The 13414-nt window shown below is 73.5% G+C and carries 12 protein-coding genes; 6 read left to right on the forward strand and 6 right to left on the reverse strand.

Annotation, left to right across the window (positions count from 1 at the left end):
- Nucleotides 1-15: 15 nt before the first annotated feature.
- From DVA86_RS01175 to DVA86_RS01190, 4 genes are read right to left on the reverse strand one after another with little or no spacing between them, the layout of a single operon-like run.
- The gene (locus tag DVA86_RS01175; RefSeq protein WP_208875000.1) at nucleotides 16-648 is read right to left on the reverse strand and encodes a GTP-binding protein; all 633 of its coding nucleotides are present in this window, start codon (nucleotides 646-648) and stop codon (nucleotides 16-18) included.
- On the reverse strand, nucleotides 629-1024 hold the full coding sequence (locus tag DVA86_RS01180; protein WP_208875001.1) for a DUF742 domain-containing protein: 396 nt from the start codon (nucleotides 1022-1024) through the stop codon (nucleotides 629-631). Before DVA86_RS01180 ends, DVA86_RS01175 begins: the two co-directional genes overlap by 20 nt.
- Nucleotides 1021-1539, reverse strand: coding sequence for a roadblock/LC7 domain-containing protein (locus DVA86_RS01185; protein ID WP_208875003.1), 519 nt, complete (start codon nucleotides 1537-1539; stop codon nucleotides 1021-1023). The genes DVA86_RS01180 and DVA86_RS01185 overlap by 4 nt, the downstream gene beginning before the upstream one ends.
- Nucleotides 1536-4268 carry a sensor histidine kinase gene (locus DVA86_RS01190; RefSeq protein ID WP_208875004.1) on the reverse strand — a complete coding sequence of 911 codons (2733 nt, stop codon included), beginning with the start codon at nucleotides 4266-4268 and terminating at the stop codon, nucleotides 1536-1538. Before DVA86_RS01190 ends, DVA86_RS01185 begins: the two co-directional genes overlap by 4 nt.
- A gap of 420 nt (nucleotides 4269-4688) precedes the next feature.
- Between DVA86_RS01190 and DVA86_RS01195 the strand changes: the two genes are divergently transcribed.
- Nucleotides 4689-5579 (forward strand): protein phosphatase 2C domain-containing protein, encoded by an 891-nt coding sequence (locus DVA86_RS01195; protein ID WP_208875012.1) that lies wholly within the window; start codon nucleotides 4689-4691, stop codon nucleotides 5577-5579.
- An 82-nt stretch (nucleotides 5580-5661) separates the two neighbouring features.
- Here the strand turns inward: DVA86_RS01195 and DVA86_RS01200 are convergent, their stop codons facing one another.
- Nucleotides 5662-6210 carry a MarR family winged helix-turn-helix transcriptional regulator gene (locus tag DVA86_RS01200; protein WP_208875014.1) on the reverse strand — a complete coding sequence of 183 codons (549 nt, stop codon included), beginning with the start codon at nucleotides 6208-6210 and terminating at the stop codon, nucleotides 5662-5664.
- Nucleotides 6211-6496: 286 nt separating this feature from the next.
- Here DVA86_RS01200 and DVA86_RS01205 point away from each other — a divergent pair, with 286 nt between their 5' ends.
- On the forward strand, nucleotides 6497-7351 hold the full coding sequence (locus DVA86_RS01205; protein ID WP_208875016.1) for a lysozyme: 855 nt from the start codon (nucleotides 6497-6499) through the stop codon (nucleotides 7349-7351).
- 153 nt (nucleotides 7352-7504) lie between these two features.
- Here the strand turns inward: DVA86_RS01205 and lon are convergent, their stop codons facing one another.
- Nucleotides 7505-9910: an endopeptidase La gene (lon, locus tag DVA86_RS01210; RefSeq protein ID WP_208875018.1), complete on the reverse strand. Its 2406-nt coding sequence runs from the start codon at nucleotides 9908-9910 to the stop codon at nucleotides 7505-7507.
- Nucleotides 9911-10173: 263 nt separating this feature from the next.
- Between lon and DVA86_RS01215 the strand changes: the two genes are divergently transcribed.
- The 4 genes from DVA86_RS01215 to DVA86_RS01230 all read left to right on the forward strand — a co-directional run bounded on the left by DVA86_RS01215 (nucleotide 10174) and on the right by DVA86_RS01230 (nucleotide 13413).
- The gene (locus tag DVA86_RS01215; RefSeq protein ID WP_208875020.1) at nucleotides 10174-10674 is read left to right on the forward strand and encodes a hypothetical protein; all 501 of its coding nucleotides are present in this window, start codon (nucleotides 10174-10176) and stop codon (nucleotides 10672-10674) included.
- 56 nt (nucleotides 10675-10730) lie between these two features.
- Complete coding sequence (locus DVA86_RS01220) at nucleotides 10731-11429, forward strand: polyamine aminopropyltransferase (protein WP_208875022.1); 699 nt, start codon at nucleotides 10731-10733, stop codon at nucleotides 11427-11429.
- A 79-nt stretch (nucleotides 11430-11508) separates the two neighbouring features.
- Complete coding sequence (locus tag DVA86_RS01225; RefSeq protein ID WP_208875024.1) at nucleotides 11509-12312, forward strand: response regulator transcription factor; 804 nt, start codon at nucleotides 11509-11511, stop codon at nucleotides 12310-12312.
- Between the two features lie 6 nt (nucleotides 12313-12318).
- A complete protein-coding gene (locus DVA86_RS01230; RefSeq protein WP_208875026.1) occupies nucleotides 12319-13413 on the forward strand; it encodes a HAMP domain-containing sensor histidine kinase in 1095 nt (364 codons plus the stop codon).
- Nucleotide 13414: the final 1 nt, after the last annotated feature.

Consider the following 13414-nt stretch of genomic DNA (forward strand, 5'->3'; position numbering starts at 1 on the left):
AGGCGCCAACCGCCCTCAGACGACCGCCAGTTCCCGCGCGTGGCCCACCAGGGTGACCAGCGACTCGGTGACGGCCCCGCGACGCCGGGCGTCCACCAGCGCGACCGGGACCGTGTCCGGCACGGACAGCGCCTCGCGTACGTCCTCGGTGGCGTACGCGCGGGTGCCCTCGAAGTGGTTGACGGCGACCGCGTACGGCAGGCGGCACGCCTCGAAGTAGTCGATCGCCGGGAAGCACTCCTGCAGCCGCCGCGTGTCCGCCAGCACCACCGCGCCGATCGCGCCCCGTACGAGGTCGTCCCACATGAACCAGAACCGCTGCTGGCCGGGCGTGCCGAACAGGTACAGCACCAGGCCTTCGTCGAGCGTGATCCGCCCGAAGTCGAGCGCGACGGTCGTCGTGGTCTTGTCCGGGGTGGCCACGAGGTCGTCGGTCAGCTCGCTCGCGCTGGTCATCACCGCCTCGGTGCGCAGCGGTTCGATCTCGGAGACGGCCCCGACGAATGTCGTCTTGCCGACCCCGAAGCCGCCCGCCACCACGATCTTCGTGGAGATGGGCGCGCTGCTCAGGTCGTCGCGCCAGCGCGGTTCGCCGCCCCGGCGCGGCCCGGAGCCCGGCGGGTCCTGTTCACAGTCTGCGGAGTCCACCCAACACCCTTTCCAGCAGCGCGTGATCGGGCGGCCCGGTGCCGTGCCCCGTGCCGTGCACGCGGATACGGCCCTGGTCCGCCAGTTCGCTCAGCAGCACCCGCACCACGCCCAGCGGCATCCGCAGGAGCGCGGATATCTCCGCCACCGTGCGCATCCTGCGGCACAGTTCGATGATGGCCCGCGCTTCGGGCAGCCCCCGTTCGCCGAGCGGGCCCTGCGGGCCGCGCCGCCCGGTGCGGCGCGGCGGCACCTCGGCCGTGGCCACGAAGGTCTCCACGAGCAGCACCCGCCCGGCGCCGGTACGGCCGCCGGTCAGCGCGTACGGACGCACCCTCGCGGGCGCGCGTACGGGCAGCGCGGGGAGCCGGGTCACGGCCGGCGCTCCCGCTCCGTCCCGGTCTCCGTCCGCAGCGACCGGCGCAGCTCGGTGCGGAGTTCGGGTGTGAGCAGATGGCCGGCCCGGCCGACGAACAGCGCCATGTGATACGCGACGGCGCTCATGTCGCAGTCGGGCGCGGCGTACGCGCCCAGCAGCGAGCCGTCGCTGATGGACATGACGCACAGGCTGCCGTCGTCCATGGAGACCATCGTCTGCTTCACGGCACCGGCCTCCATCAGCTCGGAGGCGCCCGTGGTGAGAGAGGCGAGCCCGGAGACGATGGTGGCGAGGTCCGCGCCGGTCTCGTGTGGCGCGGACCGTGGACCGGGGTCGGCGGGGTCAGCCGGGTCATCATCGGAGGACAGCATCGGCAGCCCGTCGGCGGAGACGACGGCGACGGACAGCAGTCCGGGCACCTCCGCGACAAGGTCCGACAACAGCCAGCGCAGACTGCGCACTCCGCTGCTGACGGGTGTGTGCTCCGTGGTGGGGGCAGTGGGGGCGTTCACGGCAGAGACTCCTCTTCGTTCGCACCTCGTTCAGCGGCGATCTCCGCCGCCGCGTCACGTCGGCCCTTCTGTGCGCCTCGCTGCAGGCCGCCGAGGCGCCGGCGGAGTTCCTCCGGGTCGGCGCCGCCCTTGCGCTGCGGCGGCGGACCGGCGGGCGCGGCGTGCTTCCCCTGCTTCGGGGTGCGCCTGGGCAGCCCCGTGCCGGTGACGTCCGGGACGGTCCCGGTGTGCTCCCGTACAGTGTCGCCTTCCGGCGCCGCGTCACTCCGCACGGTGTCACTCCGTACGGAGTCGTCCGGCGCCGCGTCGCTCCGTACGGCGTCGTCTCCTCTGGTGCCCTCGCGGCCGGCGTCGTCCGCGGACTCGTGCTGCGGCGCGTCAGGCGCGGGGGCGGGGACGGGTATCGGCGGGGTGACGTTCCGCTCCAGCGCGGGCGGGTGCGGCACCGTGGCGGTGCGCCGACGCCGTACGGGCAGCGCGTTGGAGTTGGCCTCCGCCACCGAGCCCGGCAGGCTGCCCGGCGCACCGGCCGCGGCCGGTGCCGCCGCCGCGCGCGCGGCGCCGTCGTCCGGCGCGGCGGCGCCGGCCTCCGGGCCCGCCTCCGCCAGCACCTCGAGCGGCAGGATCACCGCGGCGGCGATGCCGCCACGCGTCTGCCGGCGCAGCTGTACGCGCAGACCGTGCCGCGCCGCCAGCCGGGCCGCCACGTGCAGCCCCAGGCCCGCGCTGCCGCCTGCGTCGACGCCCGGACGTACGGGCTCCGGCGGGACGGGGGCGGACAGCAACTCGTTGAGCTCGGCGAGGCGTTCGCCGGTCATGCCGGTGCCCTGGTCCTGTACGGAGAGCATGATCTCGCCGTTCTGCAGCAGCCAGCCGGTCAGCTGGGCCTCGGACTCCGGGGCGGAGAACGCGGTGGCATTGTCGAGGAGTTCGGCGACGAGGTGGCTCACGTCGTCCGCCGCGTGCTCGGTCACGTACGCCTGCGGCGGCAGCGGGGCGAGCCGTACGCGCTCGTACTGCTCCGTCTCGCTGACCGCCGCGCGCAGCACGTCGAGCAGCGGGACGGGCCCGTCGTGGTGCGGGACCGGGCGTACGGCGCCGGCGAGCAGCAGCAGTCCCTCGCTGTGCCGGCGGGTGCGGGTGGCCAGGTGGTCGAGCGTGAACAGGGTGCCGAGGCGGCCGGGGTCGGTCTCGTCCGCCTCCAGCGCCTCGATGTTGGCCAGCAGGCGTTCGATCAGCCCGAGGGTGCGCTGCCCCAGGAGCGCCACCGGGCTGTCGGCCTGGGACGGCTGCGGCGCGGCGGCCGTCTCCTGTGCCAGGGCGGCGTGTCCGGCGCGCAGCCGCGCGACCTCGGGGGCGGAGACGGCCGGGGCGCCCAGCGGCGGGGTGTGCGGCTCCGTTCCCGCGCCGCCCGTTCCGGCGCTGTCCGCACCGTCCGCGCCCGCGGCCGCGCTCCCTACAGACGCCGCCGCGCTCCCTACGGAGGCCGCGCCGTCCGCCGTACGCTCGTGCAGCGCCGCCGCCGTGTCCCGCAGCTGGTTCAGCGCGCGGACCACGTCGGCGAACTCGTCGTTGCGGCCGGTGAACCGCACCGGCTCCTCGCCCACCGGATCGGCGGCGAGCCGCCGCGCGCCGCGCCGCACCACCGCGAGCGGCCGGGCGAGCGAACGCGCCGACTGCACACCGGTGGCGAGCGCCAGCAGCAGGCTGCCGCCGACGAGTGCGGCGCGCAGCTCCGCGTCCGTCACCTCGTCGTCCCGCAGCCCCTCCAGCCGCCGCACCTCGGCGGCGGCGAGCGACGAGTGGACACCGCGCATCAGGCCCACACGGGCCGAGAGGGCGGCGGCGACGCGTTCGCCGTCCACGTTCGACCAGTCTGCGGGGCCGGGCGAGGTGCGTTCGGTGAGCCGCCGCAGATACCGGTGCGCGGCGTTGACGTCGCTGCCGGTCACCGCTTTCTCGAAGGTCTCGCGCGGGCCGCTGTCCGCCGTCTGCTCGAAGTCCTCCTGCGCGCCCTGCTCCCGTACGCGTGCCAGCTCGGCCGCCGCCGTCAGCTCCGGCTGCGAACCGGCCGCCTCGAGCGCGCCGTGCAGCAGACCGCGGGTGCCGGACGCCTGGGCGACGGCGCGGCCCAGGTGCGGCAACGCGGCGGTGCCGGAGGAGCCGCCGTCGCGGGTCACGGCCTGGAGGCGCTGGATGGTGTCGGTGTACGACTCGTACGTCGCCAGGGCGGCGGCCTGCCCGGCGCCGTCCTGCTGCCGCTTGCCGGGCAGCCGGGCCAGCCGCTCCTTGAGGTCCGCGGGCACCTCGTCGGAGCCGCGTACTGCGGCGATCTGCCGCTTCAGCCGGGCCCGTTGGGACGCGGACACGCCGGTGGGGCTGCCGGCGGTCGAACCGGTGCCGACCTCGGTGCCGCCCGTGCCCCCCGTGCCGCGCTCGCGTCCGGCGGCGGCGTACACGACGAGGTCCTCGCGTTCGTCGGCGAGGGAGTGCGTGAGGGCGATGATCCGCTGGTCCAGGACGGCCTGGTCGACGCGGTCCTGCGCGTCGGCGAGCGATCCGGAGGCGGAGAGGACGGCGGGGGCTCCGGCCGCGGCGACGCAGACGGCGGTGAGCGCGACGGAGATGAGCAGCCGGTTGCGTACGCGCGCCCGGCGCGGTGTACGTGGCGTAGGGGACGCCGTGGTGGCGGCAGGCTTGCCAGATTTCCGAAGTCGGTTCGTCCGCACCCGCGCTCGCAATCTCGTCCCGCCCGGCCCGGGAACGGCCCCGGAGGCGACAGCCCAACTCATGTGGCGCGAGAAGGCTCCCGCCCCGACTGACGACGCACGACCCTTCCAGTGCCGAATTGGGGCGGGTGTGGTTCCCCTTCCGCACCACCCGAAGGAGTGAACATCACGCGGGAGTTGGTAGACAACTCGGATCGCGGCTGCGTACGGGCCCGCCCGTGGCCGCGGTTGGAAATCCGCGCGGGAGCCTGGCAGTATGCGCGCCCGCACTCGTACGGAGCCGCCTGAAGGACCGCGTCCGGCACCGCACGGAGCACGCCGGGGCACCGCGGCACACCCCTGACCTGCTGGTCCAGGCCAATCCCCGGAAACCGTACGGGTGCCCGAATCCGCCGCTCAGGGCTCCGGCAGACTTGTCCCATGCGCATCGAGATGGCGAGCGAACCGGGCGGCCCGGGACGCCCCAACGAGGACTACACATCCGTGGCGTTGCCCGCCTCCGGCGACGGCGGAGCCCTCGTCGTCCTCGACGGGGTGACCCCGCCCGCGGGCGACGACGGGTGTGTGCACGGCGTGCCCTGGTTCACCTCACGGCTGGGCGGCGCGCTGCTCGAACTGGCCGCCTCCCCGCGGGATCTGACGCTCGCCGAGTGCCTCGCGGAGGCCATTACGCGTACCTCCGACGCGCACCGCGAAACCTGTGACCTTTCTCACTCGCGCACTCCGCAGGCGACCGTCGTCGCGGCCCGCTGGGACGAGGGGACGGTCGAACACCTGGTGCTCTCGGACTCCGCACTGCTCCTGGAGCGCGCCGACGGCTCCGTGACGCCCGTGCTCGACGCGCGCCTCGATCAACTCCCCGACCGTGTCCGCTCGATGCGCGCCGGTGTCCGCGCCCTCCCGCGCGGCTCCGCCGAACGCGCCACGGCGGGCGCCGCGTACGCCCGCGCCGTCGAGGCGCTGCGCAACGCGCCCGACGGCGGCGGCTTCTACACCGCGGCCGCCGACCCGGCCGTGGCCCGGCTCGCGGTCACCGGCACCACGCCGCGTACGGACGTCACCGCGCTGCTCGGCCTCACGGACGGCGCGTCCCGCTGGGTCGAGACGTTCCGGCTCGGCGACTGGTCCGGACTGCTGGACCTGGTGCGGAAGGAGGGCCCGTACGCGCTCGTCGCACGGGTGCGCACGGCGGAAGACGCGGACCCGGACTGCACCGCGTTCCCGCGCGGGAAGGCGCACGACGACGCGACTACGGTGTTCGCCGAGCTGCCGCAGGCGGAGGCGCGGCGGGGCACGACGGGCGGGGTGTAGCCCCGGGCGCACGCGGGCGGGCGTACGAGCCGTACGCAGGCCGGCGTACGAGCCGCACGCGGGGCGGGCGCCGTACGCCGCGTCAGTCCTCCGTGTTGCCCAGCCCGTTCAGCCGGTGCAGCAGCCGCGCCAGTTCGGAGATCTCCCCGCGGTCCCACGCCGCCAGCTTGCGCCCGTACTCCGCGCGCCGCGCCTGCCGTACCCGCGTGAAGCGGTCCCGGCCGCCCGGTGTCAGCTCCACGAGCGAGGCACGCCCGTCGGCGGGGTCCCTCGTGCGGGCGACCAGACCGAGCGTCTCCAGGGCCGCCAACTGGCGGCTCATCGTGGCCTTGCCGACCCCGAAGTACGTCGCGAGCTCGGTGGCCCGCTGCGGTCCGGCCTCCTCGAGCCGTACGAGCAGCCCGTACGCGGCGGGCTCCAGGTCAGGGTGCACCTCGCGGGCCATCTCGCCGGAGGAGGCGCGGGCGCGGCGGAGGAAAACCGCCAACTCCCGTTCGAGGTCGAGGAACTCGGGCCCGTACGGCCCGCCCGCCGGATCGTGGCCGCGGTCCGCGGCGTCCCGCGGATTCGTCGAAGCGTCACCTTCGGTCCCGGCATTGTGCACGTCAGCGCCCTCTCCGGCTTTTCCCATGATGAAAGTTCCTGCCAGCGCACGCGATCGTCGCAGCTCCGCCAGTATTTCGCAGGAGTAGACCAACGGCAGCCCACGAGCCCTCTTCCACCCGGGAGTTCTACGCGCGTATCTTTCCCATGGCATGTCCACACCACCGCACTCCGGGCATGTCACCCCCTCGGCACCACGTGCTCCCCCGCACCACGCGCACGCTCCGCACCGTACGCACCCCCGCACCGCTCCGTACCACCAGGCACCGTCCCACCCCCCGGCACATCCCCCACTGAGGTCTTCGGAGGCAGCGATGCCCAGCTACAGATCCGGTTCCAGCAGCCCCACGCGCCGTGTCGCCACCGCGGCCGGGATGCTCCTGTCCGTTCTCGCCCTCGTCGTCACCCTGCCCGGCACGGCGTCCGCCGCCCCGGGCGAGGACCGCGGGCCCGTCAAGCGCGGCGACGCGTGGATGGGCATGTCGGTCGAGCGGCACGAGGGAGGCAAGCCGCAGGAGGAGCCGCCGCCGAGCCTGGCGGCGAGCGTGGAAGGCGTCGACGTCTCCGGCCACCAGGGGAACGTCGACTGGAACGCGCTGTGGAACAGCGGAGTCCGCTGGGCCTACGTCAAGGGCACCGAAGGCACGTACTACCAGAACGACTACTTCACGCAGCAGTACAACGGCTCGTACAACGTCGGCATGATCCGCGGCGCGTACCACTTCGCCAACCCGAAGGACTCCAGCGGCGCCGCCCAGGCCAACTTCTTCGTGGACCACGGGGGCGGCTGGTCGAAGGACGGCAAGACGCTGCCGGGCGTACTCGACATCGAGTACAACCCGTACGACGGCAACGACTGCTACGACATGAGCGCCGGCGCGATGGTCAACTGGATCCGCGACTTCACCAACACGTACAAGGCCCGCACCGGCCGCGACGCCGTGATCTACACGACCACCAACTGGTGGGCCACCTGCACCGGCAACGACGGCAGCTTCGGCGCCACCAACCCGCTGTGGGTCGCCCGCTACGCCTCCGGGCCGGGCGCGCTGCCGAACGGCTGGGGCTTCTACACCTTCTGGCAGTACACCTCGACGGGCCCCATCGTCGGTGACCACAACGTCTTCAACGGCGCGTACGACCGCCTGCAGGCCCTCGCCAACGGCTAGGCCCCGGCACGCGGCGGCAGCGCCGCCACAGACCAGGAGTGGCCCCCTCCACCAGGGCGGGAGGGGGCCATTCCTGCGGTACGGCCACGCGCGGCCGTGCCGTCGGTACGGCCGCGCGCCGGGGCACGCGGCCGCCCTTCCCGGCCGCGTCCGTCACGCCGCGACCGGGAGCTCCGCGGAGGCCGGGGTGAGCGCCAGCTCCAGCACCCGGCGTACGTCCGAGACCGGGTGGACGTCAAGGCCGGCCAGCACCTCCTCCGGCACGTCGTCCAGGTCCGGCTCGTTCCGCTTCGGGATGATCACGGTGGTCACCCCGGCGCGGTGCGCCGCCAGCAGCTTCTGCTTGACGCCGCCGATCGGCAGCACCCGCCCGGTCAGCGAGACCTCGCCCGTCATCGCCACGTCCGGCCGCACCTGGCGCCCGCTGAGCAGCGAGGCCAGCGCGGTGGTCATGGTGATGCCCGCGCTCGGCCCGTCCTTGGGCACCGCGCCCGCGGGCACGTGCAGGTGGATACCGCGCTCCTTGAGGTCGGCGACGGGCAGCTCCAGTTCGGCGCCGCGCGAACGCAGGTAGGAGAGCGCGATGTGCGCGGACTCCTTCATCACGTCACCGAGCTGCCCGGTCAGCGTGAGCCCGCTGCCGCCCGCCTCCGGATCGGCCAGCGACGCCTCCACGTACAGCACGTCGCCGCCCGCGCCCGTGACCGCCAGGCCGGTGGCCACGCCCGGCACCGCCGTACGCCGCTCGGCCGGGTCCTGCGCGGCCTCCGGGGTGTGGTGCGGCCGCCCGATGAGCTTGCGCAGGGCGTCCGGACCGACGGTGAACGGCAGCTCGCGCTCGCCGAGTTCGTGCTCGGCCGCGACCTTGCGCAGGACGCGTGCGACGGCGCGCTCCAGGTTCCGTACGCCCGCCTCACGCGTGTACTCGCTCGCGAGCTTGCGCAGCGCGGACTCGTCCAGGGTCACCTCGTCACCGGCCAGTCCGGCCCGTTCGAGCTGCCGGGCCAGCAGGTGGTCGCGGGCGATGGTGACCTTCTCGTCCTCGGTGTAGCCGTCGAGCTGCACGACCTCCATCCGGTCCAGGAGCGCCTCCGGGATGGCCTCCATGACATTGGCCGTGGCCAGGAACACCACGTCGGAGAGGTCGAGTTCGACCTCCAGGTAGTGGTCCCGGAACGTGTGATTCTGCGCTGGGTCCAGCACCTCCAGCAGGGCCGCGGCCGGGTCGCCGCGGAAGTCCGAGCCGACCTTGTCGATCTCGTCCAGGAGCACCACCGGGTTCATCGAACCGGCCTCCTTGACGGCCCGTACGATCCGCCCGGGCAGCGCCCCGACGTACGTACGGCGGTGGCCGCGGATCTCCGCCTCGTCACGTACGCCGCCCAGCGCGACCCGTACGAACTTCCGCCCCATCGCCCGCGCGACGCTCTCGCCCAGCGAGGTCTTGCCGACCCCGGGCGGGCCGACCAGCGCCAGTACGGCGCCGCCGCGTCGGCCGCCGATGACGCCCAGCCCGCGCTCCTCGCGGCGCTTGCGCACCGCCAGGTACTCGGTGATGCGCTCCTTCACGTCCGCCAGCCCGGCGTGGTCGGCGTCCAGGACCTCCTTGGCGCCCGCGATGTCGTACGCGTCGTCGGTCCGTTCGTTCCACGGCATCTCGAGCACGGTGTCCAGCCAGGTGCGGATCCAGCTGCCCTCGGGGCTCTGGTCGGAGGACCGCTCCAGCTTGTCGACCTCCTTGAGCGCCGCCTTGCGGACGTCCTCCGGGAGCGCGGCTGCCTCGACGCGGGCGCGGTAGGCATCCACTCCATCGCCTTCAGCCGCGTCGTCCCCGTTCAGCTCCGCGAGCTCCTTCCGTACGGCCTCCAGCTGGCGCCGCAGCAGGAACTCGCGCTGCTGCTTGTCGACGCCCTCCTGGACGTCCTTGGCGATGGACTCGGCCACGTCCTGCTCGGCGAGGTGCTCGCGGAGCGTCTCCACGGCGAACCGCAGCCGCTGCACGGGGTCGGTGGTCTCCAGCAGTTCGATCTTCTGCGCGGTGGACAGGAACGGCGAGTAGCCGGCGTTGTCGGCGAGCTGCGCCACGTCGTCGATCTGCTGCACCCGGTCCACCACCTCCCAGGCACCGCGCTTGCGGAGCCAGCTGGTGGCCAGCGCCTTGTACTCCTTGACCAGTTCGGCGACCGCGCCGGGCACGGGGTCGGGCGCGGTCTCGGTGACCTCGCTGCCCTCCACCCACAGTGCGGCACCCGGGCCGGCCGTACCGGAGCCGATACGGACCCGGCGCAGGCCGCGGATGAGCGCGCCCGGGTCGCCGTCGGCGAGCCGCCCCACCTGCTCGACCCGGCCAAGCACACCGATGCCGGCGTAGTTGCCGTCCACGCGCGGGACGAGCAGCACCCGCGGCTTCTTCCCCTCGGGCGCGGCGGACTGCGCGGCCTCGACCGCGGCGCGTACCTCGGTGTCGGACAGGTCCAGCGGCACCACCATCCCCGGCAGGACCACCTCGTCGTCGAGGGGCAGCACGGGCAGGGTGAGTGTTTCGGACGTCGAAGCCATGATCTCTCCCTAGGCAGGCAAGTTGAGCTATCAAGACTCAATGCACGGAGGGGGTGGGATGTTCCCGTGAGCGGCGGGCGTTCGCTGTCGGCGATAGCCGGCCCACCGGGGGGATCCGAACGAGGGGACCCGAAGGAAGGAGTCGCGTGGTCGACAACCCCGGTCGGCGGCGGGCTGTTCCCCGGCGCCCGTACGGGGGACGGCGCGGGAACGGGGCTCGTACGGGCGCTTGTTCGCTCTCAGCGATCCGGGATACTCCAGACATGTCACCTCCCCGTGTCACCCGTCGCACCCTCATGACCGGGCTGCTGCTCGGCGCCTTCGCGGGCTGCTCGGGGGACGCCCCGCGCTCGGAGGACGCCACTGCGGAGGAGTCCCCGTCCCCGGAGCGGTCCCCGGGCCCGGACCCGTCCGGCAGCCGCGCGCGGCTCGTCACCCTGCACGTCTCCGGCGGCTACGCGGGCGTCGACAAGGAGATCGCGGTCCGCACCGACGGCTCGTACACCACCTCCCTCCGCGACATCCCGGGCCGCACCGGCCGCTTCACGCCCGCCGAGCTGTCCCGGCTGCGCCGCCTGCTGGACGGCGCCCGGCTCGGCACGCAGCCCAGCCGCAACGTGGACCCGGACCTCCGCGACCAGTTCCTCTACCGCGTCACCTACGGTGACCACGTCGTCGTCACCGACCTCTCCGACCCCGTGCCGCCGCTGTCCGACGCCATCGCGCTGCTGGAGCGGGCGCTGGACCGGGCCGTCGAGGACTGACCGGGCACGGCGGAACGGCAGCGGGAACGGCACGAGCGGACGGAGCAGCGGAAGCCATGCACGCACCGGACGAGACGCAGGCGCCCGACGACGGCCGGCCCGTCGTCCTCGACCGCCGCACCGGCCCGTACGGCGAGGTGGTGCTGCGGCGCAGTGGCGAACTGCTGCAGATCATCGCCAACGGCTGCTTCCTGATGGACACCTCGGACGGCCGTTCCGAACGGCTGCTGGTCCGCGCCGCGCTCGACGCCCTGCCCGTACGGCCCGGACCGCGCCTGCTGCTCGGCGGCCTCGGCGTCGGCTTCTCGCTGGCCGAGGCGGCGCGCGAACCGCGCTGGGGGCGCATCACGGTGGTCGAGCGCGAGGAGGCCGTGGTGGAATGGCACAGGTCTGGACCACTCGCCCCGTTCACCGCCGAAGCCCGCGCCGACGCGCGCACCGAGCTCGTACACGCGGACCTCCTGGAGCACCTGCGCGCCACCCGAGACCGCTACGACGCGCTCTGCCTCGACATCGACAACGGCCCCGACTGGACCGTCACCGACGGCAACCGCTCGCTGTACTCCCCCACCGGACTCGCCGCCTGCCGTGCCCGGCTGACCCCCGGCGGGGTGCTGGCGGTCTGGTCGGCCCGACACTCCCCCGCATTCGAGGAACTACTGCGGAATAACGGATTCAGTCGGGTCCGTACGGAAGAGACACCAGTCGCCCGGGGCGTTCCCGACGTCGTTCACTTCGCAATGAGACCGGCGTAGCCCACACGTGCACGAGGCCCTTACGCTGCTGCCAGCAGACACACACAAAGCCACAGGGGCAACGCAGGGGCGGCACCGAATGGACCAGACCAACACCACATCAACGCATAACGGCCAAGCCGCTGCGGCGACCACCCCTGGCGCCCAGCGTCGCATTCTGGTGGTCGAGGACGATCCCACCATCGTCGACGCCATCAGCATGCGCTTGCGCGCCGAGGGCTTCCAGGTGCAAACGGCCGGCGACGGGCCGGCCGCCGTCGAAACCGCCGAGGCATGGCAGCCCGACCTGCTCGTCCTGGACGTCATGCTGCCGGGCTTCGACGGACTCGAGGTGTGCCGCCGCGTACAGGCGCAGCGCCCGCTGCCGGTGCTGATGCTCACCGCGCGTGACGACGAGACCGACATGCTCGTCGGGCTCGGTGTCGGCGCCGACGACTACATGACCAAGCCGTTCTCCATGCGCGAGCTCGCCGCCCGGGTGCACGTCCTGCTGCGCCGCGTGGAGCGGGCCACGCTCGCCGCGCACACACCGCGCAGCGGGACGCTGCGGCTCGGTGAGCTGGAGATAGACCACGCACAGCGCAGGGTCCGGGTGACGGGCGAGGACGTGCACCTCACGCCGACCGAGTTCGACCTGCTCGTCTGCCTGGCGCACTCGCCGCGCGCCGTGCTCTCCCGCGAGCAGCTGCTCGCCGAGGTGTGGGACTGGGCGGACGCCTCCGGCACCCGCACCGTCGACAGCCACATCAAGGCGCTGCGCCGGAAGATCGGCGCCGAGCGCATCCGTACGGTCCACGGCGTCGGGTACGCCCTGGAGTCGCCCTCCTCGGGCACCCCCGCCTCGGCGGCCACACCGGTCACATCCGTCACCGACGGGGCGTGACGTGACGTGACCGCCGGTTCGCCACGCGTACGCGCGGCCTGGAGCCGGACATGGGCGCGCACGTGGGAAGCGCTCCGGCCGCTCGACCCGTACCGCTCGGTCAAGGCGGCGCTCGGCGCGGTGGTGATCACCTCGGTCGTGATCACCACGCTGCTGGCGCTGTTCGCCGTCCACTCGGCGACCGAGCTGCGTGTGATCACGATCCTCTCGATCATCGTCTCGCTGCTGATCACGCAGTTCGTCGCGCAGTCGCTGACCGCGCCGCTGGACGAGATGACTGACGCGGCACGCGGCATGGCGCAGGGGGACTACACGCAGCGGGTACGGGGCGGGCGGCGCGACGAGTTCGGCGAACTGGCCGCCACCTTCAACCAGATGGCCGCCGACCTGGAGGCCGTCGACCAGCACCGCAAGGAGCTGGTGGCCAACGTGTCGCACGAGCTGCGCACCCCGATCGCCGCGCTGCGCGCCGTACTGGAGAACGTTGTCGACGGGGTCTCCGACGCCGACCCGGAGACCATGCGCACCGCCCTCCAGCAGACCCAGCGGCTCGGGCGGCTGGTGGAGCACCTGCTCGACCTGTCGCGGCTGGACAGCGGCGTGGTGCCGCTGCACGCGCGGCGCTTCGAGGTGTGGCCGTACCTCGCGGGCGTGCTCAAGGAGGCCAACATGAGCAAGGGCCAGGGGCACGCCCGTACGGACGTCCACCTCCACCTGGACGTCTCGCCGCCCGAGCTGACCGCGCACGCGGACGCGGAACGGCTGCACCAGGTCGTCGCCAACCTGATCGACAACGCCGTCAAGCACAGCCCGCCGCACGGCCGCGTCACCGTGCGTGCCCGCGGCGGCAGCGCCCCGGAGAGCCTTGAGGTCGAGGTGCTGGACGAGGGCCCCGGCATCCCGGAGTCCCAGCGGCACCGCGTCTTCGAGCGCTTCAGCCGTACGAAGGGGCCGGGCGGCGCCCAGTCGGGCTCGGGCGACGGGGGCACCGGGCTGGGCCTGGCGATCGCGCGCTGGGCGGTCGATCTGCACGGCGGACGGATCCGCGTGGCCGAATCCCCCCGGGGGTGCCGGATCCAGGTCATGCTTCCGGGTCGGTAGC

The organism is Streptomyces armeniacus, assembly GCF_003355155.1.
GTDB lineage: Bacteria > Actinomycetota > Actinomycetes > Streptomycetales > Streptomycetaceae > Streptomyces > Streptomyces armeniacus.

What these genes read in the sequence shown, in the direction of transcription:
- DVA86_RS01215 (WP_208875020.1), top strand. Translation starts at nt 10,174, where the DNA reads ATGTCACCTCCCCGTGTCACCCGTCGCACCCTCATGACCGGGCTGCTG.
- DVA86_RS01225 (WP_208875024.1), top strand. Translation starts at nt 11,509, where the DNA reads ATGGACCAGACCAACACCACATCAACGCATAACGGCCAAGCCGCTGCG.
- DVA86_RS01220 (WP_208875022.1), top strand. Translation starts at nt 10,731, where the DNA reads ATGCACGCACCGGACGAGACGCAGGCGCCCGACGACGGCCGGCCCGTC.
- DVA86_RS01200 (WP_208875014.1), bottom strand. Translation starts at nt 6,210, where the DNA reads ATGGGAAAAGCCGGAGAGGGCGCTGACGTGCACAATGCCGGGACCGAA.
- DVA86_RS01205 (WP_208875016.1), top strand. Translation starts at nt 6,497, where the DNA reads ATGCCCAGCTACAGATCCGGTTCCAGCAGCCCCACGCGCCGTGTCGCC.
- DVA86_RS01195 (WP_208875012.1), top strand. Translation starts at nt 4,689, where the DNA reads ATGCGCATCGAGATGGCGAGCGAACCGGGCGGCCCGGGACGCCCCAAC.
- lon (WP_208875018.1), bottom strand. Translation starts at nt 9,910, where the DNA reads ATGGCTTCGACGTCCGAAACACTCACCCTGCCCGTGCTGCCCCTCGAC.